This is a genomic window from Clostridiisalibacter paucivorans DSM 22131 (genome assembly GCF_000620125.1).
Taxonomy (GTDB): Bacteria; Bacillota; Clostridia; order Tissierellales; family Clostridiisalibacteraceae; genus Clostridiisalibacter; species Clostridiisalibacter paucivorans.
This window is the reverse complement of record NZ_JHVL01000041.1, coordinates 1-22,658: the sequence shown is the minus strand read 5'-3', so window position 1 is coordinate 22,658 and position 22,658 is coordinate 1. Positions and strand designations below refer to the sequence as shown.

Genomic DNA, 22,658 nt, shown 5'->3' with positions numbered 1-22,658 from the left:
ATATATTAAGGAGGTTATATCATGAGTGCATTAGCTTTAGTAATTTTTACTATCTTTATTTTTATTGTTGCTTATGCCACATATGGTGCGTGGTTAAGCAAGAAATGGGGAATAGACCCATCTAAACCAACACCAGCACATACCATGGGTGATGGAGTAGATTATGTTCCAGCAAAGGCACCAGTATTATTGGGACATCACTTTGCTTCTATAGCAGGTGCAGGACCAATAGTAGGACCTATTGCAGCCGCCATATTTGGATGGATTCCTGTTATGTTATGGATAATAATAGGAAGTATATTCTTTGGTGGAGTGCATGACTTTGGATCAGTATTTGCATCTGTAAGACATGGTGGAAAATCAGTTGGTCAGATTATAGAGGCCAATATTGGTAAATCAGGGAAAAAATTATTCTCTATATTTGCTTGGTTGACACTACTTTTGGTTATTGCTGCATTTACAAATATAGTGGCCAATACCTTTGTTAGTGTTCCAGAGGCAGCTACATCTTCTGTATTATTTATTATATTGGCAATAGTATTTGGATTTTTCGTTTATAGAAAAGGTGTGCCTTTGGGCATAGGAACAGTATTTGGAGTTATTTTATTATTTGCAAGTATTTATTTTGGGATGCATAACCCATTGATACTTTCAAGAAATACATGGATTGCAATCATACTAGTATATATATTTATAGCATCAGTTACACCAGTTTGGATATTATTACAACCGAGAGATTATTTAAATTCTTATTTATTATATGCAATGATGGCAGGGGCTGTATTAGGATTGATATTATATAGACCTGAAATACAATTACCAGCATATACATCATTTAATTTAGGAAACGGACAATTCCTATTTCCAATGTTATTTATAACAATTGCTTGTGGTGCCATATCAGGATTCCACTCATTGGTGGGTTCAGGAACTACTGCAAAACAGGTAGATAATGAAGCAGATACTAAGCTTATTGGTTATGGTAGTATGCTTATAGAGGGTGCTTTAGCTGCAATCGCATTGGTAACAGCTGCTTATATAGGAAAGGACAAATTAGCTACATTATTATCCAACGGTGGTCCTGTAAATGTGTTTTCTGATGGGGTAGGAACATTTATGACAAAGTTTGGTATAGATTTTGTGGCTGGAAAGTCATTTGTTGCATTGGCGATATCTGCATTTGCACTTACAAGTTTGGATACTGCTACTAGACTTGGTAGATTCATATTCCAAGAATTCTTTGAAGATGAAACTAAGGAAAAGCAGAGTATATTAGTAACCAATAGATTTGTTTCAACTATTATAACAGTTATCCTTGGTGGAGGATTGGCAGTAGTAGGTTGGAGTAAAGTATGGCCATTATTTGGATCTGCTAACCAATTATTGGCAGCATTGGCTCTATTAGCATTGGCAGCATGGTTAAAAAATAGAGGAAGTTCCAATTCTATGACTATAATACCTATGATATTTATGTTTGCTGTAACCCTTACTGCATTAGTATTGTTGATAAAGGCAAATATTGCAAATAGCAATTATTTATTAGTAGGTTTTGCCATAGCACTTTTCATATTGGCATTGATCCTTATAGGCCAGTCATACAAGGTGCTTACATCACCAACACCTAAAGAAAAAAATAAAGCTTAATAAAATTTTCAAGTGCTGTTTCATATCTTTAGCCTAATAACAAAGGTATGGGAACAGTTACTGAGCTGAATGAAGACAGTTAGTAGTTAATTGTTAGTAGCTAGTAGTATAATGATGAAATCCATAGGATTTCCACCATCAACTACTAACTACTAGCTACGAACTACTAACTGTTTTATATTATGTCTTTGGATAACAAAGCTTTTGTAGATAGGATTTTTGAATACTTTGGACAGGTAATCTATTAGTTTGATAAAATAGGATTAAAGGGGGAAAATAATGGTAGAAACTTTTAATAAAATACATAACTATTTAAAGACCTTATCACCTGTAAAATTTATTGTATTAATTGTAGTATTTACCTACTTAATATTTATACCTTTGATACCATTATTTTATTTATATGAAAAATATATTGGTTCTATGAATGCTCCAGTTAGTATAACAAGGACTTCTTTATTGGCACAATTTATAACAGTGTCCATAGTTGCTCCAATAATAGAGACATTAATATTTCAATATGGAGTTATTGAGATATTAAGTTCAATAAATTATTTCAAAGGCAAAAATATAATCATTGTCATTGTTTCAGCATTGATATTTGGGATTTCACATAGCTATAGTGTATTATATATTTTCTTTGGATTCATAATAGGATTATTATTAGCATATTCATATATACTTTATAAAAAGAAGGATTTCTCTGCTTTTGGGGTTGTGTTTTGGATTCATTGTATAAGAAATTTTATCTCTTTTATGTTAAGATATGTAACATTTATTTGATAAATATGCTTTTTAAAGTTATTAAAATATATACTGTAGAAAGGTGGGATAGAGATGTGGGATAGAATTAAGGAAATTGTTGAAAATTTCAAGATGTTCTTTCAAGGGGCCACCGATTTAAAACGCAAATCTAAGGGTATGATAGAAAATGAAATAGATGATGAGATAGATAATTTTATGCTCATATGTTTTGCAGATAATTTGGGAATACCCATAAGTATAAGCTATTATACATTGGAAATATTGCCTTATTTAGCAGAAGACATGGAGAGATGGAGTAAAAAAATGTCCGATAGAAAGAGTATTTGGGAAGATAAATTTGGTGACTATGATATGGACCCTTGATATCTAGGTTGTTAATTAACTATATTGTAGTCTAATACTTTCATATGGGAGATGATCAGTATGAAAAAGATAGTTTTTTTTGGAGGAAAGGGAGGAGTAGGTAAGACCACTTGTTCTGCTGCATTTGCTATTCACTGTGCCAATCAAGGAGAAAAGACTTTATTGGTGTCTACTGACCCTGCCCATTCAACATCGGATATATTTGAAACAGAGATAGGTTCAGATGTTGTTAAATTAAGGGAAAATTTATATAGCATAGAGATAGATGCCGACCGTGAAAGTGAAAAATATATAGACGGTATTAGAAAAAATTTATCTAGGATAATAAGCCCCATAATACTAGAAGAAATAAAAAGACAATTAGATGCAGCAGCTATATCACCAGGTACTCAAGAATCAGCGATGTTCGATAAAATGGTAGAAATAATTAATGAAAAGTCCAATGAATATGATAGGATAATTTTTGATACAGCTCCTACAGGTCATACTATAAGATTACTTTCATTACCAGAATTACTGGGGGGATGGATAGACTCATTATTGAAAAGAAGAAGAAAGATAATAAAACTTAAACAGATGGTATCAGACGATAGAAAAAAGGATGAAGAGTTAATAAATGAAGATCCAATTTTAAAGATATTAAATAGGCGAAAGGAAAATATGGAAAGAGCAAGGAAGATTATAATTGATGAAGAGAGATTGAGTTTTGTATTTGTATTAAATGCAGAGAGATTACCTATAGAAGAAACAAAGAAGGCGATCAATGTATTAAAAAAATATAATCTATCGGTAAACTATCTCATAGTAAATAGAATATTACCGACAGATTTAAAAGATGATTTTTGGATTAAAAAGAAAACTAAAGAAAAGGAATATATAAGTATAATAAAAGAGAGCTTTAAAGATAAAAAAATAATAACGTTGCCAATGCTTCAAGATGATATGGAGGCAAAAAATATTGATGAGATATCTCCATATTTTAAGGATTTTTTATAGACCTCCAACTTCTATTTACTGATTACATATTCTAATGAAAATGAGGAATAATAGAATATACTATGGAATAAGGAGGAAGAAAGCATGGATGATATGCAGAGTTTGGAAAATGTAATAAATGAGCTCAAATATATAGAAGACAATAATTGGGACAATATGGACCATCTAAACAGTGTGGAGATGCTTTTGACATCAAATAACAATGGTACCGATAAAGATGATGAGATTTCTGATTATTTTACCAATTTGAAGGATATAATGCAAGAGGCAATAAATACTACAAATAATATAATGAGTTTAATGGGAGAAATGGAGGAGTAGGAAAAACCAGACCTTAGGGGTCTGGTTTTTGGGTTTTCTTCTTTTTACTTTTAAAGTATGGACAACCTGATTTTATTTCTCCAGTGGGTTTAGTTATGTGGGTAAGGGTACAAATACCATTATATTGGTATACGCAGGATTCCACACAATTTATAGTCATTTCCAGATCACCTCTATAATATTTTGTCCCTAATTTAAGATATTATTTATAGCTATATAACTAAAAACTGTAATTAACAATGTATGGGTAATGTGATATCATATATTAAGATAAAGAGATTTGTATTTGAATACAAAATAGACAAATAGAAGATACTAAATGGGTAAAAACAAAAAGGATGAGAGGGGAAGATTTAAAATTGTTATTACCCGATTATACAGAGACAGGACTTGTATATCATATAGTAGATATAGTAGATTTGAGAAATATATTGAAAAATGGCATAAAATATGATGACAAAAATACATATGAGACTAAATATGTAGAATTCCATAAGTTTATGGATGATTTTAAACCAGATAATATACCCCACTGGGTAATGCGTCAAAGGGCTATATTTTGTAGTATGAATTTTGGGACATTTAATACCTGGCATTCCCATAGTGTGCTATTGGGGGTAAAGATAGATATTGATAATGCATGGATAGCCAATGAAAATCTGGCTAATGAGATATATGAGCCATTTATATTAAAGGATATAGATGGTTTTAAATACTGTAAAAATTATATAGATGAAATTGGGATGGAAAATATAAAAACATATTGGGATACGTCATTGAGCTTTAAAGAAAATTTAAAGTTAAGAAAAGATAAATCAAAGGGATACGATGAAGAGGTATTAATTTTAGGTGATATTCCTGCAGAGAATATTTATCCTATAGCTATAGTAACAGATCATAGGATTATAAATATAGATCAATGTAAAGATGTATATAGCTAGTATATATTTAAAAATAGCAAACAATGGGGGGAAAATCATGGAAATAGGGAAATTGCCCAACGATGTTTTAGAAAGATTAGTATTTAAAAACATAGAGCACAAGAGAAAAGAGGTAATGTCTAGGGCAGCAGTAGGTGAAGATTGTTCAGTGATAGATTTTGGAGATTATGGCTGCGTAGTGTCTACAGACCCTATAACAGGAGCTACAAAGGATATAGGAAAGTTGGCAATAAATATCTCTTGCAATGATGTGGCATCTAATGGAGCAGAACCCATAGGTATATTAATGACAATAATGGCACCAGAAGATACTACAGAAAAAGATATAGAAAGGGTTATGAAAGAAGCAGGAAAAGCAGCGAAATTATTAAATGTTGAGATAATAGGAGGACATACTGAGATAACTAGAGCAGTTAACCAGATGGTCATATCTACAACGGTAATAGGAAAGCAATTAAAATCTAAGATTATGAATGCTTCTGAAATAGAATTGGGAGATAGGGTGTTAATCACCAAGACAGCAGGATTAGAGGGCACTGCAATAATATCTACTGAGCTAATGGACAAGCTAAAAGATAGCATTTCTGAAGAGGATATTCAAAAGGCACAATCTATGATGGACAATATAAGTGTGGTAAAAGAGGGCATTATTTGTGGAGAAATAGGAGTAGACTATATGCATGATATTACAGAGGGAGGCGTATTGGGAGCAGTTTGGGAGGCATCAAAGGCCATCAATAAAGGCATAATGGTATATCAAGATAGTATACCTATTGATAATATAAGCAAAAAAATATGCGGACTATTAGATATAAATCCCCTTAGGCTTATTTCCAGTGGAAGTATGCTAATCATATGCAAGGGAGGAATTGCAGAAGAAATAAAAAGAGCATTGAATAAAGAAAATATTATGGTGTCAGAGATTGGTGAAATAGTAGAAACAGGTGTAAACATGAAGAGTATAAGTGGGGAAGTAATTACAGTAGATCCTCCATCTAGTGATGAACTATATAAGGTTATATGAAGTTATTTTAAGATTATATTACAAAACTTGATATCAGTTGACATAATGTTTAATAAGATGATATAAATAGATTTAGAAGATGTAAATATCATCTTATTTTTTTATGAATTTAACTTTCATAGAAAAAATTGACAGAAAAACACTGATGACTAGATTATTTATTAAATACTACATATGGGAAGGAGAAGAGATGAAAAAAATAATTGCTGTAATACTGATATTAAGTTTGATGCTAGGAATGTTATCTTTGTCTTATGCAGAATATCAACCAGAATTTGTAAAGGTAAAATTGGACGGAAAGTTGACACAAGTAAAAGAAGTAAATGTACTTGTAAATGGAGAACCCATAAAATCTGATGTTCCATCGGTAATTTATGAAGGAAGAACTCTAGTGCCTGTAAGATTTGTAGCTAATTATTTAAATGCAGATGTGGAATGGTTTCAAGATGATAGGGAAGTGGAGATCAACACAGCAGATAGGCAGATTGTTATAAAAATAGACAGTCCTAAGGTGGTTATTGATGGACAGGTTAAAGATATGCCATATAATATTCCTCCTAAAATAATCAATAGTAGAACCATGGTGCCTTTGAGATTTGTATCTGAAGCATTGGGATTTGAAGTAGGATGGGACCAAAAAAATTGGGCTGCAATAATAAAATTTGAAGAAGAGAAAATAACAGGAATAGATATAGACGATAAAGAGGGATTACCAAAGATAGTATTGGACACAACGGGACCTATTACACATAAAGCGATGTATTTGGAAGACCCTTATAGATTAGTAATAGATGTTCCCAATAGTAATTTGAGTTTGATAGATAATGATTTAAATGGTGAAAAATTATTTGAAAAAGAAGTCAATAAGTATCCTATAAAGGAGATAAGGGCATCACAATTTTCAATAAATCCCGATACTACAAGATTAGTTATAGAATTGGATAGATATGTGGGATACAATATACAGAACTCCCAGGACAATAAGAAATTGACTATATCTTTTGAAAATCAATTAGAGGATATAACTTTAGAAGAAATAGATGGTAGAGAGGCAGTAGTAATACATAATACTAACAAGCCTGAGTACAATATGATGAGATTAGCAAATCCTGATAGAATAGTTATAGATATGTTGGATTCCTTTTTGGAAGATAAAAATTATGAATATGATATTCATAATGATTATATAAAGGGAGTAAGGACTTCTCAATTTGAACCAGATAGTTTTTATGATACAAAGGATAAGATAGTAAGGGTAGTTTTAGACATTGAAGATTTAGATGAACGACCAAATTTTGAAACAGAGATCCTTGACAATAGATTAATAGTATATGTAGATGACAGTAAAATAGATGGAATAGATTATAAAATGGAAAATGGAGAGGCGTTGATATCTATTGAATCAGATAGACAGACAAAATACTATGCAAGTTATGATAGAAATAGAAATACAATGGAAATAGAAGCGCCAAAGGATAAAATAAATATAAAAGATGGAGTAGAGCTAGTAGATGATGAGTTGGTAAAGGACATAAAAGTAGAAGGCCAAGGAGATTTTAAAAGGATTTCTATAAGATTCAAAGATGATATATCCTATGATATAAAGTCGGCATCTATAACTGATGATATAGAGATAGGATTTATGAAGGATAATCAACAACTGCCAGGTGAACAAGGGCATAGAGATAAGATTATAGTAATAGACCCAGGTCATGGTGGAAAACATCCTGGTACAATAGCACCCACAACAGGATATAAGGAAAAGGAACTTACATTAAAGGTAGCACTTAAATTGGAAAAGAGGTTAAAGGAATTGGGCTTCAAAACTGTACTCACCAGGGATAAGGATGAGTATGTAGGACTATATGAAAGGACAGATATAGCCAATGATGCTGATGCAGATGCCTTTGTAAGTATACACTTCAATGCAATGCCTAGTACTTCAGAAGGATATAAAGATATAGCTGGAATTCAAACACTGTATTGTCCTGCATATAATAGCGATGTAAAACAGGGCGATAATTATCCATTTGCTGAAACAATGCATAATGCACTTTTAAAAGGTTTAGGAATGAATGATAAGGGAATATTGAAGAAACCTACAATAGTTGTAGTAAGGGAATCTAAAATGGTTGCAGCATTAGTAGAATTAGGATTTGTAACTAATCCTGCTGAAGAAAAGAAGATAGTTACTGATAAGTATCATGATGAAGCAGTAGAGGCATTGGCAAATGGACTATTGGAATATTTTAAATAGTATATATTATAGTTAGTAGATAGTAGTAAATAGTTAGTAGTTGATGGTGGAAATCCAGAGGATTTCCACCATCAACTACTAACTACTAGCTACGAACTACTAACTTTTATTTTATACCTTCATTATAACTGTATGTTTGTCAATACCTTGTCTATATAGAATATAGAATATCTATTAGGGTATACATAAAAAAGACACCATTTTAAAAACTTTAAGGGGGAATAATTTGTGAGTGTTTTTTTAGGTTATTTGACTATTTTTATGGCTAGGGTAATTGATGTGTCCATGGGAACAATTAGGACTATAATGGTAGTTCAAGGAAGGAAGACCCAGGCTGCTTTGATAGGATTTTTTGAAATTATAATCTATACAATGGCATTGGCTACTGTAGTAAAACAATTAGATGACATAGGAAATATACTATTTTATGCATTGGGATTTGCATGTGGAAATTATGTGGGAGGATATATAGAAGAAAAGATGGCTTTAGGAGATATAACAGCTCAGATTATACTAAAAAGTAATGAAAATGTAGATAATATAATAGAGGATTTAAGAGATAATGGATTTGGAGTTACAGTGTTAGAGGGCCAAGGTAAAGAAGGAGTAAGAAAAATACTGAAAATAACTCTTAAAAGGAAAAATATCAATAATTTACGTCAAATTATTGACAATTTAGATAATGAAGCATTTATAACAGTAAGTGATGCAAAATATATAAAAGGTGGGTATTTTACAAAGATTACAAAGATAAAAAAGAAATAGCATAGAATAGCCCCCTAACTAATATAATTTATAAAGGAATGGGTGAGTAATTTTTAATATTAGTAAAGGGGGTATAGCATGAGCACTAAAAAAGTAATTTCAATTTTAATGGCAGTTTTGATACTTATATCATTAACGGGTTGTGGTGTAATAGATACAGTAAAGGGAATGATAGTTAAAGATGAAGAGGAACCAGAGGTTGAGATGGTCAGAAGTGATGAGAATATATTTGAGATACAAAACGATGACAGTATGAGAGATACAGTATTGTATTATAAGACAGAAGCAGGATACATAGTCCCAGTGAAAAGACAAATTCCATGGGAGGAAGGTATAGGAAAGGCAGCACTTAGGAATATAACCGACAGTCCTGCAATACGAGACGATATAAAGGATATAGGTCTTAATCCCATAATACCATCAGGGACTGAAGTAATAGGTATGGCTATCGATCAAGATACTGGACTTTGTAAGGTGAACTTTTCTAGAGAAGTATTAAATTACAATGATGAACAAGATGAATACAGTCTAGTAAAAGGTATAGTATATACACTTACAGAATTTCCTTCTATATCTAAGGTAAGGTTGATGGTGGATGGTGAATATTTAGATGCCATGAAATTTGGTACAGATATCAGAAATCCTTTGGAAAGAGAAGATATAAATATGGTAAATGAAGAGATGGATGGAAATTCAAAGGTTGTGGTATATTATAAGGGAACGACTAATGGTGAATATGAATATTATGTACCTTTAACAATACCTACATCTACACAGGACGATACTGGTTACTCTGCACTCAATAAGCTTTTTGATGGACCACCATCGGACTCGTCTCTTTATACAGACATACCATCAGAGGTGTCTTTTAGGGGACTAGATATAAGAGATGGAGTGGCATATATAAATCTTACTGAAGATTCTTTAAGCTATATCAAAGACCAATATGTAGTAGATTCTATGACTAGGAATATAGCATTGACACTAAAGGAGATATCTCCTATAGATAGTGTTAAAATCATGATAAACGGTGTTTCTTTAGAGGAAACAGGGATAGAGGTATCAGAACCAACCACCGTACCTGTTTTTGCCAATGAATATTGAGACATAGTTGTTCATAGTTCGTAGTTAGAATTAGCTGCGAACTATGGACTATTTATTTGTAGGGACATCTATAGCTACCATTTAGAACTATGGAAAAAAGAATTAAATTTTGATATTATTATAATAGTGAACAATATGATAAACAATAGATAGGAGAGGCTAAATGATATGAAAAGAATAGATGGAAGAAAATTTGATGAAATAAGAAAGGTGAATATAACAAGGAATTTTTTGAAACATCCTCAGGGTTCAGTACTTATAGAGATGGGAGATACAAAGGTAATATGTTCGGCTATGATTGAAGATAGAGTACCACCATTTTTAAAGGGAAAGGGTACTGGATGGGTTACAGCTGAGTACTCAATGTTACCATCATCAACGATTACAAGAAAGAGAAGAGAGGCAAGCAGGGGTAAATTAGAGGGAAGAACTCAAGAGATAAAGAGATTGATAGGTAGGGCTATCAGGTCTGTTGTGGATTTAGATGTGCTTGGAGAGAGAACTATATGGATAGACTGTGATGTAATTCAAGCAGATGGAGGAACAAGAACAGCTTCAATAACAGGAGGGTTTGTAGCATTGATGGATGCATTACATATATTATTGGAAAAAGGAGAGATAACCCATATACCTGTTAAAAAATTTTTGGCGGCCATAAGTGTAGGTATAGTAGATAATAATCCAATATTAGATTTATGCTATGAAGAAGATTCTAATGCTATGGTAGACATGAACGTAGTAATGGCAGAAGATGGTAAATTTGTAGAAGTACAGGGAACAGGTGAAGAATGTCCTTTTTCAAGGGAAGAATTAAATGAGTTGTTAAGGTTGGCAGAGTTGGGAAATATGGAACTTATAAATATCCAAAAAGGGATATTAACGGATATAATACCAAAGATGAAAGAAAAATAAAGGTTACTGAAGGAGAAGTGTATGAAAAATAAGAAGATAATAGTTGCCAGTGGAAATAAAGATAAAATACAAGAGATCAAATATGTACTTAAAGGTTTGCAGTTTGATATAGTTTCAAAAGATGATATGGGATTGGACAATATTGAAGTAATAGAAGACAAGGAAACTTTAGCAGAGAATGCAATAAAAAAGGCAGTGGAAATATCTAAGCATGTTGATGGCATAGTAATAGCGGATGATACAGGTTTATTTGTGGATGCATTAGATGGAAGGCCTGGTGTATATTCTGCTCGATATGCAGGTGAAAATGTAACATATAAGGATAATAATGATAAACTGTTGAAGGAATTAAAGGATATATCTTTAGATAAAAGAAAAGCGGCATTTAAAACAGTTATAGCCATAGTTTTTGAAGATAAATCTGTTAAGACTGTAGAAGGTCAATGTGAAGGATATATTGGATTTCAACCCAAAGGGAGTCAAGGATTTGGATATGATCCATTGTTTATTGTAGAAGGATATGAAAAGACATTTGCTGAATTGGGAGAAGATATAAAAAATAGAGTAAGTCACAGGGCTAGAGCATTGAATGCACTTAAGGAAGAACTACAAAGGATGATTAAGGGTGAAGATACTAGTATTTAGCGATTCCCATGGTGTAATAGAAGACATGCTTATAGGGATAAGAGAAAATGAAGATATAGACATGATAATACATCTTGGTGATAATACAATAGATGCTCAAAAGTTAAAGAAGATCACAGATAAAGAAATAATAAATGTAAAGGGAAATTGTGATTTTGAAGATATACATACTCCATTGGAAAAAATTTTAGATATAGATGGTTATACCCTATTTATTACCCATGGACATAAATACAATGTAAAATGGGATTTAAATGCTCTGTATTATAAGGCATTGGAGACTAAGTCTCATATAGCTATTTTTGGTCATACCCATATCCCAATGGTAGAAAAGCATGAGGGAGTAATATTTTTAAATCCAGGGAGCATATCATCTCCTAGAAATGCAAATAAAAAGACCTATGGATTGTTGGAAATAGATGACAATATAACGGTGGAAATAGTAGAAGTTAAAGAGAACTAGGTTATATAGTCCGTAGAATAGAGGAAAATAATTTATAGAAATTAATAGATAGTGTATATGAAATTATTTGATTAAATGGGAGAGAAGTATATGGGATATAAAAAATACAAAAGATATAAACGAGATTTTGATTATGAAGAAGATGACTATGATAGATTAAAAGGCATAAATAAGGGTAAAAAGAAAACATTTACTAATAAATCTAGATTTAAAAAATATGAATTTGATTATGAAGAAGATCCGTATGAACCATAGACTATTTGTATGAAATGGATGAATTTTAAGACAATATGATATTGACATGATACATAATAATATGATAGTATGTGCATGATAAAATCAAATAAAAAATCTTGATACCTTATCAAGAGAGGTGGAGGGAATGGGCCCGATGAAACCCGGCAACCAATATTCAATATGAAGGTGCTAAATCCCACAGAATATGTATTCTGGAAGATGAGGTCTATATGGTAAGTACATACCTCTTCCTTTAGGAAGGGGTTTTTATTTTAAAGATATTTAAGAGGAGGTATTGTGATGAGAAAATGGTTATTTACTTCTGAGTCAGTTACTGAAGGACATCCAGATAAGATATGTGACCAAATATCTGATTCAGTGCTAGATGCTATATTATCAGAAGACCCACAAGCAAGGGTTGCATGTGAGACGGCAGTTACTACGGGATTAGTATTGGTAAATGGTGAAATATCTACTAATTGTTATGTGGACATACCAAAGGTGGTTAGACAAACAATAAAAGATATAGGATACGATAGAGCTAAATATGGGTTTGATGGTGAGACATGCGCTGTACTTACAGCTATAGATGAGCAGTCAACGGATATAGCCATGGGTGTAGATGAAGCATTGGAGAGCAAAAGAGGAACTATGGAAGATAAGATAAATAGTATAGGAGCAGGGGACCAGGGTATAATGTTTGGATATGCATGCAATGAAACTCCAGAATATATGCCACTTCCTATATCTCTTGCCCATAAATTGGCAAGAAGGCTTACTGAAATAAGGAAAGATGGGACATTGAATTATTTGAGGCCCGATGGCAAAACTCAAGTTACTGTGGAATATGAAGGGAATAAACCTGTAAGGATAGATACCATAGTTATATCAACTCAACATAGTCCAGATGTATCTCTAGATACTATAGAGAGAGATATGAAAGAATACGTTATAAAGACAATAGTACCTGAAGAATTATTAGACGATGGAACTAAATACTATATAAATCCTACTGGCAGATTTGTAATAGGAGGTCCCCAAGGGGATTCAGGCCTTACTGGAAGAAAGATAATAGTAGATACTTATGGAGGATATGCTAAACATGGTGGTGGAGCATTTTCAGGTAAAGATCCAACTAAAGTTGATAGATCAGCCACATATGCTGCAAGATATGTAGCAAAAAATATAGTAGCTGCAGGGTTAGCAGACAAATGTGAACTACAATTAGCATATGCCATAGGAGTAGCCCAACCAGTATCAGTATTGGTAGATACCTTTGGAACTGGAAAGATATCAGAGACAAAAATAGAAGAGCTAGTACGAGAAAACTTCGATTTAAGACCTGCTGCAATAATAAGAGATTTAGACCTAAGAAGACCTTTATATAGACAAGTAGCAGCATATGGACATTTTGGAAGAACAGATATAGATTTACCTTGGGAGAGATTAGACAAGGTAGATGTATTAAAAAAAGCACTTAAATAGTGTAACTACTACTTATACTTAAATAAAGTCTTAATTTTAAAAAAAGAATACCTCCATATATGATGAAGGTGCCGGTAAATAGAAAGGGCCTTTTCAAATATATGGAGGTATTCTTTATGTATGAAGAGATAAATGAATTGGTTATAAAATCTAAATTAGGTGATATAGACGCTAAGGGAAAATTGATATTGAGACTAAAACCATTGATATTATCCTCTATAAGGAGATATTTCAATGATACAAAACAATATGATGATTTGATTCAAGGGGGATTTGAAGTGGTACTGAGATGTATAAATGAGTACAGTTCCCATAGACAGACGGAATTTTTAGGATATGTAAAGACAATGCTTAGGTATCATTATTTAGATAAACATAAGACTAAAAAGATAGCTATATCTCTGAATCAGACCATATCAACAGATGAGCAAATAGAGATTATAGATACACTAAAAGATGATATACCTAGTATAGACCATATATTGATAAGGAATCAAGAATTGGTTGTGCTTAATAGGGCGATATCTGAATTGACCAAGAGACAAAAAGAAATAATTGAGATGTTTTATATTGATGGTATAACAATGGTGGAAATAGCAGAAAGACTAGGTATAAGCTATAGGACTGTAGTGAATACAAAAAAAGTAGCAATAAAAAAATTACAAAGCATAGTAAATATTTAACCCCCATTCTATATATGTAATGAAAGGAAGGGGGTGAGATGATGGCTGTAAATGCTATTTCCAATGAGTCTAAGATTAAAGTGCAATTGAATATGGGTCTTGATGACAAGAATAATCCCATAATTAGGTCAAAGACATTTTCTAGAGTCAAGGCTGATGCCACCGATGAAGATGTATATTTGGTTGCTACTACTATGATGGGTTTACAAAAAAATGACTTAGTGGGTGTAAAGCGAATTAATGAAGTAGAATTAGAAGAAGTTTAATGTAACTATGTAACGAAAAATATATATGGGAGGTGAAATAATGCCAGAATCCAAACTTCAAATGGTATTTCTAAATGCAGGCAATAAGACCACAAGGATGTCTATAGATGATCCTAAGGAAGAGTTGACAACAAAGGAAGTAACTGAAGTGATGAATAATATCATATCAACTGGTATATTTAATTCTTCAGGTGGAGATATAGTATCTATTGACAGTGCAAAGATTATAACAACTCAAGTAGAGGAGCTAGAAGTATAGTAATTAGTTAATAGTTGGCAGTTAGTAGTTGAAGGGGCAAATCCTATGGATTTTATCGTTAAACTACTAACTGCTAATTTATTTTATATTTTTTTATTTGGAGATAGTATTTAATAGGTCTATTATCTCATTTCTCAATGAAGCTATATCTCCTTTAGTAGCGGGTTGATTAAATTTTTTATAAAAATCTGCAGAATCTTCCATAACGAGATATGCATATTGTCTATTATTATATATACGTTGTATAATTTCCCCGTCATTAAAATGTCTTTTGGCAGTTTCGTATCTTTGTATAATTTGTATATCAATATCGTTATCCAAGGAGACAAATACTTGCTCTCCTTGTTTTTTTATATCTTTTATATATGACATATTAAAATATCCAAAGGCACTATCGTTTTTAGATAGGGTGCTTCTGACTTTTAATGGAATAAATATATTTTTTATGTTAAAGGGAATAGGTACTATATTACTATGTCCCAATACATCACGTGAAAATCTTTTTGCAGCAGATATATCTATAAAAAAATATTTACCAATCCACCTTAGAACTGTAACTAATCTTCTATATATGTAAACTGGAGAGCTGTTTTTAGTTATAACCAACATGGCATTGCCCTTGTTTTTTACATATTCAGGGACAATAGCCATAATACAACTGTTGATTAAATATTCTATTTTTTCCATATATAAACACCTCCATACCTACATTATAAACAAACATATGTTCATTTACAATAGTTACGATAGAAATTCTAATACTACGAAATATTGGATTAAATATGCTATAATAATATTAAAATATGATGGTTCGGGGGTATATATTTTGGTTAGTGTACAAGGAACAGTAGAAGAAATAATATTTCAGAATGAATCCAATGGATATACTGTAGCAATATTAGAAAATGATGAAGATGTGGTAACTATAGTAGGTGTAATGCCTATGCTCAATATAGGTGAGACATTGGAGATACATGGACAATGGGAACAGCATCCCAGTTATGGAGAACAACTTAAAGTAGAGGTGTATACAGAAGTAATTCCTGCAACATTAAAGGGGATAGAAAGGTATCTTTCTTCTGGATTGATATCTGGCATAGGACCTAAAACAGCAAAAAATATAGTGAATACCTTTGGAACAGAGGCATTGGAAATACTTCAATATTCCCCCCATAGGCTTAAAGAAATATCTGGTATAGGAGAAAAAAAGGCCAACCGTATAGCAGAGGCATTTCAAGAACAAAGGGAACTTAAGGATGTTATGTTATTCTTACAGGGATATGGGATAAGTCCCACATATGGAATAAAGATATATAAAAAATATGGCAATGAAACTATATCTAAAGTAAAAGAGAATCCATATCGTCTAGTTGAAGATATATTTGGAATAGGGTTTAAAATGGCAGATAATATAGCTCAGTCCATGGGGATACAACATAATTCTAAATATAGAATAAATGCAGGAGTAAAATATGTGCTCATGGATTCTTCTACTTCTGGACATACATATATACCCAAAGAAATACTTTTGGATAAGGCTGTAGAGATTTTAAAAGTGGAAAAAATATATATAGAAGAGAGTATAAAGGAGTTAGCATTAAAGCAGCATTTAAAATTAGAAGATATAGATGGTGAGATTTGTGTATATTATATACCATTTTATTATGCAGAAGTAAATGTAAGCAAGAAATTGGTAGAGCTTTCTAGGGTTGAACTTAATGAAGTAGATATGGATATAGATCAACAAATAGTTGAATTGGAACAAAAGTCAGGTATAAGATATGCAGAAAATCAGAAGGAAGCTATAAAAGAGGCATTATTAAATGGAGTATTAATAGTAACTGGGGGGCCTGGAACTGGTAAAACTACCACAATAAATAGTATAATAAAACTGTTGGAATCACAGGGATATGATATAGAATTAGCTGCTCCTACCGGAAGAGCAGCTAAGAGGATGAGTGAGGCCACAGGGAAAGAGGCTAGAACTCTCCATAGGTTATTGGAATATAGTTTTATGGATGATATGGGAGAAATGGCCTTTGGAAAGAATGAGGAGAGTCCCCTAGATACCGATGTCATTATAGTGGATGAAGTATCTATGGTAGATATACTTTTGATGAATAGTCTATCAAAGGCCATAATGCCAGGAACACGGCTCATACTGGTGGGGGATGTGGATCAATTACCTTCTGTGGGGCCAGGAAATGTGTTACGGGATATAATAGATAGTGGAATAATAAAGGTAGTAGAATTAAATGAAATCTTTAGACAGGCACAAGAGAGCATGATAGTAGTCAATGCTCATAAAATAAATAAAGGAGAGCCACCAAGACTAAATGTAAGGGATAAGGATTTTTTCTTTATTAGACAGAATAACCCTCAAAAAATATTGGATACAATACTAGGACTATGTAAAGATAGACTTCCTAATTTTAATGGGTATGACCCATTAAAGGATATACAAGTGCTTACTCCAATGAAAAAAGGAGATGTAGGAGTAAACTCTTTAAATCAAAACCTTCAAAGGACATTGAATCCTGAAGCCAGTTATAAAGACGAGAAAAAGCAAGGTGACCAGTTTTTTAGAGTTGGAGATAAGATAATGCAGGTAAAAAATAATTATAGGACTAAATGGAAGCAGTATAAAGATGATGGTACTGTTGAAGAGGGAGAGGGAGTATTTAATGGAGATTTTGGATATATAATGGGAATAGATGATGAAGAAGGAGAGGTTATGGTCCAGTTTGATGATAATAGAGAGGTAAATTATCCCTTTGGACAATTAGATGAATTGAAATTGGCATATGCTACGACTATACATAAGAGTCAGGGAAGTGAATTTCCAGTGGTAATTATACCTATATGCTGGGGGCCTCCGATGTTACTTACTAGGAATTTACTATATACTGCAGTAACAAGGGCTAGGGAACTGGTGGTATTAGTGGGAATGGAGAGATATCTGTATATGATGATAAAAAATAATAGAATCAATAAGAGATATTCGGCATTAGACAATAGGATATTCAATATATTCAATATATTTGTAAATAAGTAGGGATATTATGATAAAAGAATATTTAAATGCATGTATAAATCTTATTTATCCTGAAGAAGGAGTTTGTTTTATCTGTGATGAATATTATACTACAGGTATAGAAGATCATATATGTCCCCTATGTAGAAAACATATAAATAGGATTGGAGATCATATATGTTCTATATGTGGCAAACCCTTAGAGAAGGGATATATACCCCATATATGTCATGAGTGTATCCAATTTAAAAGATATTTTGATAGGGCTATAGCTCCCGTTGTATATGAGGGAAGAATAAAGGAGGCAATACATAGGTATAAATACAATAAAAAGCCATATATGTATAAGGTATTTGGTCCTATGATGATGAAAAAATTGATAGAGGAAGATATGGATAGTTTTGATATAATAGTTCCAGTTCCATTGCATAGAAAAAGATGGATTAATAGAGGGTTTAATCAGTCTTTATTATTGGCAAAGTATATATCTAAGATTATAGACAAGCCTATAATAGATAAAAGGTTGATAAAAAAGATAGATACAACAGCTCAAAACAAACTTGACAAAATTGAAAGACTGAAAAATGTAAAGGGGGCATTTAAAGTAAAGAAAGGTGAAATATTTAAAAATAAAGAAATACTATTAATTGACGATGTATTTACTACAGGTGCTACAGTAAATGAATGTAGTAAAATATTGAAAGAAGCTGGAGGAAAAAAGGTATATGTACTAACTATAGCAAGGGCAGTTTTTAGTTTCTAACTACGAACTACGAGCTACGGACTATGAATTAATAACAAGGGAGGTAAAAATATGGATGTTAGAAATTGTCGAAAATGTGGAAAAATATATCAATATGATGGCTTTAAGATATGCCCAACATGTAGAAAAGAAGATGAGATAGATTTTCAAAAGGTTAAGGATTATTTGTATGATAATCCCAATGCAACAATACAAATGGTATCTGAAGAAACAGAGGTGTCAGAAAAGAAGATCCTTAGATATTTAAAAGAAGGAAGGCTTGAATTAAAAGATGGATCTAAAAACCTCATATTGGAATGTGAAAGGTGTGGGGTATCCATCAAGACTGGTAGATTTTGTGATAAATGTGCCGTTGAGATAGAAAGGGAATTAAAGAGCTCTATCTCACCTAAAAGAGATAGTCATAAAGCAGGAAATGAAAGGATGCATATAGCAGATAGACATAAAAAATAAAAAAGCTTAAAGTTTAATCCCATCTTTACCGATAATAATGATAGAAGAATCGGGGAAGGTGGGGTTTTTTATGAAAATATTTAACAATAATGTTCACAAGACAATGAAATTATATAAAAAACAAATGGATGCAAAAGATATAAAAAAGACAAATTTAATTAGTAAATCAGATAAAATCAATATATCTAGTAAAGGTAAAGATTTTCAAGTAGCCATGAATGCTTTGAAAAAAGTACCAGATGTAAGGCAGGAAAAGGTTGATGAAATTAAAAATCAGATAAAATCAGGGACATATAATGTGGACTCAGGCAAGATAGTAGAAAAGATATTCGAAAATATAGGTATCGATACAAAGATTTAATCAGGTGGTGGATAATTTGAAAAAATTGGTTTCAGATTTGAAGGATATTTTAACAAATGAAATGGATTTATATAGAGATATGGTTGATCTTGCAAATAAAAAAAGAGATGTTATTACTAAAGGAGATATAAAAGAATTAGATAATATTACCCATATAGAACAAGAGATTATAATAAATATTGGAAAGCTAGAAGATACCAGAACAGAAATTGTCGATATGATTATGGAGGAATTAGGTTTAACCAATGATGATATCAATGTGTCAAAGGTGTTAGAGAGATTAGACCAAAAAGACAAGGTGCATTTGGAAAAAATGAGGGATGATTTTATACAAATCCTTAATGAGCTTAAAGAAAAAAATGATTTAAATAATGCACTTATAAAAGATTCTCTGGAGTATATTAATTTTAATTTAAATCTTATGACCAATGCTTCAAGTGAGAATACATATAGTGATAAGGTGAATAATCAAAAAGGCAAACAAAATAAGAATCTTTTTGATGCAAAAGCATGAATAAAGTTAGTAGTTATTAGTTAGTAGTAAATAGTAGAAATCCATAGGATTTCTGCTATCAACTATGAATTATCTAAGAAGCAAAAAGAGGAGGTAGAAGTATGTCGGGGTTTTCGGGACTTTCTATAGCAATATCTGGACTTATAGCAAATAAAAGGGCATTAGATACCACATCCCATAATATATCAAATGTAAATAATCCCAATTATGTGAGACAACAAGTCATACAATCGGCGTCTAAATATGGAAGATATGGAAACTTTGAAATTGGGAGAGGGGTTGACGTACAGGAGATAAGACAAATTAGAGATTCATTTTTAGATATGAAATATAGAGATTATTCCAAGGATTATGGATATTGGACTGCCAAGAATAGTGTATTTGAACAGGTCCAAGATATATTTAATGAAGTTTCTGATAGTGGAGTTCAAAAGGTGATGGATCAGTTTTGGAATAGTTGGGAGGAATTATCCAAAGATCCTGATAATCTTACTATAAGGGGAATGGTTAAGGAACGGGGTATTGCATTTACAGAGACAGTAAATCATCTATATGAACAATTGGACAGCCTTCAAATAAATCTTAATAAAGATATAAAGGATGGAGTAAATAGGATAAATGCTATATCTGAAGAGATAGCCAATTTGAATTTTAATATAAGAGGAATAGAGGCTGGAGGCATAGCTGCCAATGATTATAGAGATAGGAGAAATCAACTTATAGATGAACTCTCACAAATGATAAATATAGAGTATTATGAAGACAATACAGGGACAGTAAATATTTCCGTAGGTGGAAAACATATTGTAAATGGGAATGAATACAGTGAGATTTCAGCAGAGATAGATGGTAGTTCCTATGTAGATATATATTGGAAGGATACAATAAAAAAAGGTAATCCTGAGATGGTAGATTTAAGAGGTGGAGAGCTCTTAGGTCTATTGGAATCTAGAGGCAATGTAAAAGATACAATTATAAAAGATGGAAATGGGACGGTAAATGACGATGTAGAAGTGACGTTTTTCGGAAGCTATGGGGATAAATCTGACTATGACACTGATATACAAAATAGAGGACTAGGGGATATTCAAATCAATGAGGAAGGGTTTACTACTGGAAGTTTAGATGATTTAGTATCCTATGTACAGTCAAATCAATATGAAGAAGGAGATTTGTTTCATAAGAAAATTATAGTTTCATACGATGGTCCACCTAGCGATGTAACCTCTAAAAATCTAGAGATCCTTAAAAACTCTGGGGTATCTGTTTCAATAATAACAACTGAAGGCAACATGTCTAAATGGAGCAAAGTGAGTGATGCCACAGGAGGAAGAGTATTTAATAAAGATGATGTAACGGCGAAAGAGTTGTCTCAAGAAACTACAAATACTGTTAGTAGACATATGGGCAAAGTAAGTAGCTTTAGAGAAGTAATACCTATGATGAAGAAAAAATTAAATGCATTTGTAAATACTATAGCTAGAAATATGAATTATGTGCATAGACAGGGAAATACATTGACTGGAGAAACAGGGCTTGATTTCTTTGTTGCTATAGATCCTAGTAGACCTATAGAAGCTGGAAACATAATGGTTAGTAAGGAAATGGACTCATTAAATAATATAGCGGCATCATCTACTGGAGATAGGGGAGATGGAAAGCAGGCAGAGTTAATTTCTAAATTACGGGAAGAATATATGTTTTCTGAAGTAAATAGTGATAATTATTATAGAGATATAATATCAAGTATGGGAGTAGCTGCTAATGAAGCAGTCAATATGATGGATAATAATGCGATAATAAGGGGAGAAGTAGACAGTAAAAGAAGGGCTATATCTGGAGTGTCTTTGGATGAGGAGATGACCAATATGCTCAAATATCAACACTCATATGTGGCAAACTCAAGGGTAATAAATGTAATAGATGAAATGATAGATATAGTAGTTAATAGGACAGGGAAAGTTGGAAGGTAATTTTTTTAGTTAGTAGTTCGTAGTCGGTAGTTGGTAGTTCGTAGTAAAGAACCTTTAGTTCTTATTGTTGTGCTACGGACTACAGACTATTTTTCTTAATAGAAAGACCAACTATTAAAAGTCAAGTCATTAAATAAAATAATTTTTAGAATTTTAATATTTAAAAAGAGCACAACAAATAAGACTTGTAAATTACAAGAGTTTAAAAGATAGTATTTAAAAATAAGATAAGTTAGATTTATTCATTTAGCCTTACTTCATAAGGAGCCTGATTTTTAAGCACAGCGTAAATAATATTGCACATTTTTCTTGAAACAGCACCAATGCAAGTAAGGTGGTGTTTACCTTCACCACGTTTCTTAAGATAATAAGCATTTAGTACAGGGTCATTAAAAGAAGCTACTAAAGCAGCTTGAAACAAGGCTTTCCT

At 32.1% G+C, this 22,658-nt stretch carries 25 protein-coding genes, 1 pseudogene and 1 riboswitch; of the genes and pseudogenes, 24 read left to right on the top strand and 2 right to left on the bottom strand.

What is annotated here, in order from left to right; translation table 11 throughout:
* The first annotated feature begins 21 nt into the window (after positions 1-21).
* From Q326_RS0111270 to Q326_RS0111180, 18 genes are all read left to right on the top strand, one after another.
* Positions 22-1,644, top strand: a complete 1,623-nt coding sequence (locus Q326_RS0111270; protein ID WP_026895491.1) for a carbon starvation CstA family protein — start codon at positions 22-24, stop codon at positions 1,642-1,644.
* A 279-nt stretch (positions 1,645-1,923) separates the two neighbouring features.
* On the top strand, positions 1,924-2,427 hold the full coding sequence (locus Q326_RS0111265) for a CPBP family intramembrane glutamic endopeptidase (protein ID WP_026895490.1): 504 nt from the start codon (positions 1,924-1,926) through the stop codon (positions 2,425-2,427).
* Positions 2,428-2,481: 54 nt separating this feature from the next.
* Positions 2,482-2,772 (top strand): DUF7990 family protein, encoded by a 291-nt coding sequence (locus Q326_RS0111260; protein WP_026895489.1) that lies wholly within the window; start codon positions 2,482-2,484, stop codon positions 2,770-2,772.
* Positions 2,773-2,832: 60 nt separating this feature from the next.
* Positions 2,833-3,768 (top strand): ArsA family ATPase, encoded by a 936-nt coding sequence (locus tag Q326_RS0111255; protein ID WP_051531407.1) that lies wholly within the window; start codon positions 2,833-2,835, stop codon positions 3,766-3,768.
* An 84-nt stretch (positions 3,769-3,852) separates the two neighbouring features.
* On the top strand, positions 3,853-4,089 hold the full coding sequence (locus tag Q326_RS0111250; protein ID WP_026895487.1) for a hypothetical protein: 237 nt from the start codon (positions 3,853-3,855) through the stop codon (positions 4,087-4,089).
* Positions 4,090-4,448: 359 nt separating this feature from the next.
* Positions 4,449-5,030 carry a hypothetical protein gene (locus Q326_RS0111240; RefSeq protein ID WP_026895486.1) on the top strand — a complete coding sequence of 194 codons (582 nt, stop codon included), beginning with the start codon at positions 4,449-4,451 and terminating at the stop codon, positions 5,028-5,030.
* A gap of 37 nt (positions 5,031-5,067) precedes the next feature.
* Positions 5,068-6,054 carry an AIR synthase family protein gene (locus Q326_RS0111235; RefSeq protein WP_026895485.1) on the top strand — a complete coding sequence of 329 codons (987 nt, stop codon included), beginning with the start codon at positions 5,068-5,070 and terminating at the stop codon, positions 6,052-6,054.
* Positions 6,055-6,244: 190 nt separating this feature from the next.
* Positions 6,245-8,311, top strand: a complete 2,067-nt coding sequence (locus tag Q326_RS0111230) for an N-acetylmuramoyl-L-alanine amidase family protein (RefSeq protein ID WP_026895484.1) — start codon at positions 6,245-6,247, stop codon at positions 8,309-8,311.
* Positions 8,312-8,539: 228 nt separating this feature from the next.
* A complete protein-coding gene (locus Q326_RS0111225) occupies positions 8,540-9,076 on the top strand; it encodes a DUF2179 domain-containing protein (protein WP_026895483.1) in 537 nt (178 codons plus the stop codon).
* Between the two features lie 78 nt (positions 9,077-9,154).
* Positions 9,155-10,180: a GerMN domain-containing protein gene (locus Q326_RS0111220; protein WP_026895482.1), complete on the top strand. Its 1,026-nt coding sequence runs from the start codon at positions 9,155-9,157 to the stop codon at positions 10,178-10,180.
* 168 nt (positions 10,181-10,348) lie between these two features.
* Positions 10,349-11,092 (top strand): ribonuclease PH, encoded by a 744-nt coding sequence (gene rph / locus Q326_RS17200; protein ID WP_034601964.1) that lies wholly within the window; start codon positions 10,349-10,351, stop codon positions 11,090-11,092.
* Between the two features lie 21 nt (positions 11,093-11,113).
* On the top strand, positions 11,114-11,737 hold the full coding sequence (locus Q326_RS0111210; RefSeq protein WP_026895481.1) for an XTP/dITP diphosphatase: 624 nt from the start codon (positions 11,114-11,116) through the stop codon (positions 11,735-11,737).
* Positions 11,718-12,200 carry a metallophosphoesterase family protein gene (locus tag Q326_RS0111205; RefSeq protein ID WP_026895480.1) on the top strand — a complete coding sequence of 161 codons (483 nt, stop codon included), beginning with the start codon at positions 11,718-11,720 and terminating at the stop codon, positions 12,198-12,200. Before Q326_RS0111210 ends, Q326_RS0111205 begins: the two co-directional genes overlap by 20 nt.
* A 90-nt stretch (positions 12,201-12,290) precedes the next feature.
* Positions 12,291-12,455 carry a hypothetical protein gene (locus tag Q326_RS18530; protein WP_156936298.1) on the top strand — a complete coding sequence of 55 codons (165 nt, stop codon included), beginning with the start codon at positions 12,291-12,293 and terminating at the stop codon, positions 12,453-12,455.
* Between the two features lie 103 nt (positions 12,456-12,558).
* Positions 12,559-12,663, top strand: a riboswitch (SAM riboswitch).
* Between the two features lie 74 nt (positions 12,664-12,737).
* Entirely contained in the window at positions 12,738-13,922 is a 1,185-nt protein-coding gene (metK, locus tag Q326_RS0111195; RefSeq protein WP_026895479.1) for a methionine adenosyltransferase, read from the top strand.
* Positions 13,923-14,038: 116 nt separating this feature from the next.
* Complete coding sequence (locus Q326_RS0111190; RefSeq protein ID WP_026895478.1) at positions 14,039-14,605, top strand: RNA polymerase sigma factor; 567 nt, start codon at positions 14,039-14,041, stop codon at positions 14,603-14,605.
* A gap of 41 nt (positions 14,606-14,646) precedes the next feature.
* Positions 14,647-14,871, top strand: coding sequence for a DUF1659 domain-containing protein (locus tag Q326_RS0111185; protein ID WP_026895477.1), 225 nt, complete (start codon positions 14,647-14,649; stop codon positions 14,869-14,871).
* A 40-nt stretch (positions 14,872-14,911) separates the two neighbouring features.
* The gene (locus tag Q326_RS0111180; RefSeq protein WP_026895476.1) at positions 14,912-15,130 is read left to right on the top strand and encodes a DUF2922 domain-containing protein; all 219 of its coding nucleotides are present in this window, start codon (positions 14,912-14,914) and stop codon (positions 15,128-15,130) included.
* A gap of 93 nt (positions 15,131-15,223) precedes the next feature.
* Here the strand turns inward: Q326_RS0111180 and Q326_RS0111175 are convergent, their stop codons facing one another.
* Entirely contained in the window at positions 15,224-15,817 is a 594-nt protein-coding gene (locus Q326_RS0111175) for a competence protein ComK (RefSeq protein WP_026895475.1), read from the bottom strand.
* 139 nt (positions 15,818-15,956) lie between these two features.
* Here Q326_RS0111175 and recD2 point away from each other — a divergent pair, with 139 nt between their 5' ends.
* From recD2 to flgK, 6 genes are all read left to right on the top strand, one after another.
* Complete coding sequence (recD2, locus tag Q326_RS0111170; RefSeq protein ID WP_026895474.1) at positions 15,957-18,185, top strand: SF1B family DNA helicase RecD2; 2,229 nt, start codon at positions 15,957-15,959, stop codon at positions 18,183-18,185.
* 7 nt (positions 18,186-18,192) lie between these two features.
* Positions 18,193-18,927, top strand: a complete 735-nt coding sequence (locus Q326_RS0111165; RefSeq protein WP_034601961.1) for a ComFC family protein — start codon at positions 18,193-18,195, stop codon at positions 18,925-18,927.
* Positions 18,928-18,978: 51 nt separating this feature from the next.
* The gene (locus tag Q326_RS0111160) at positions 18,979-19,380 is read left to right on the top strand and encodes a TIGR03826 family flagellar region protein (protein ID WP_026895472.1); all 402 of its coding nucleotides are present in this window, start codon (positions 18,979-18,981) and stop codon (positions 19,378-19,380) included.
* 70 nt (positions 19,381-19,450) lie between these two features.
* Positions 19,451-19,741, top strand: coding sequence for a flagellar biosynthesis anti-sigma factor FlgM (gene flgM, locus Q326_RS0111155; RefSeq protein WP_026895471.1), 291 nt, complete (start codon positions 19,451-19,453; stop codon positions 19,739-19,741).
* 16 nt (positions 19,742-19,757) lie between these two features.
* Positions 19,758-20,255, top strand: a complete 498-nt coding sequence (locus Q326_RS0111150; protein WP_034601959.1) for a flagellar protein FlgN — start codon at positions 19,758-19,760, stop codon at positions 20,253-20,255.
* A gap of 101 nt (positions 20,256-20,356) precedes the next feature.
* Positions 20,357-22,228 carry a flagellar hook-associated protein FlgK gene (gene flgK, locus Q326_RS17990; protein WP_026895469.1) on the top strand — a complete coding sequence of 624 codons (1,872 nt, stop codon included), beginning with the start codon at positions 20,357-20,359 and terminating at the stop codon, positions 22,226-22,228.
* Positions 22,229-22,466: 238 nt separating this feature from the next.
* Here flgK and Q326_RS18690 read toward each other — a convergent pair.
* Positions 22,467-22,658, bottom strand: a pseudogene (locus Q326_RS18690) (IS110 family transposase); the annotation flags it as partial.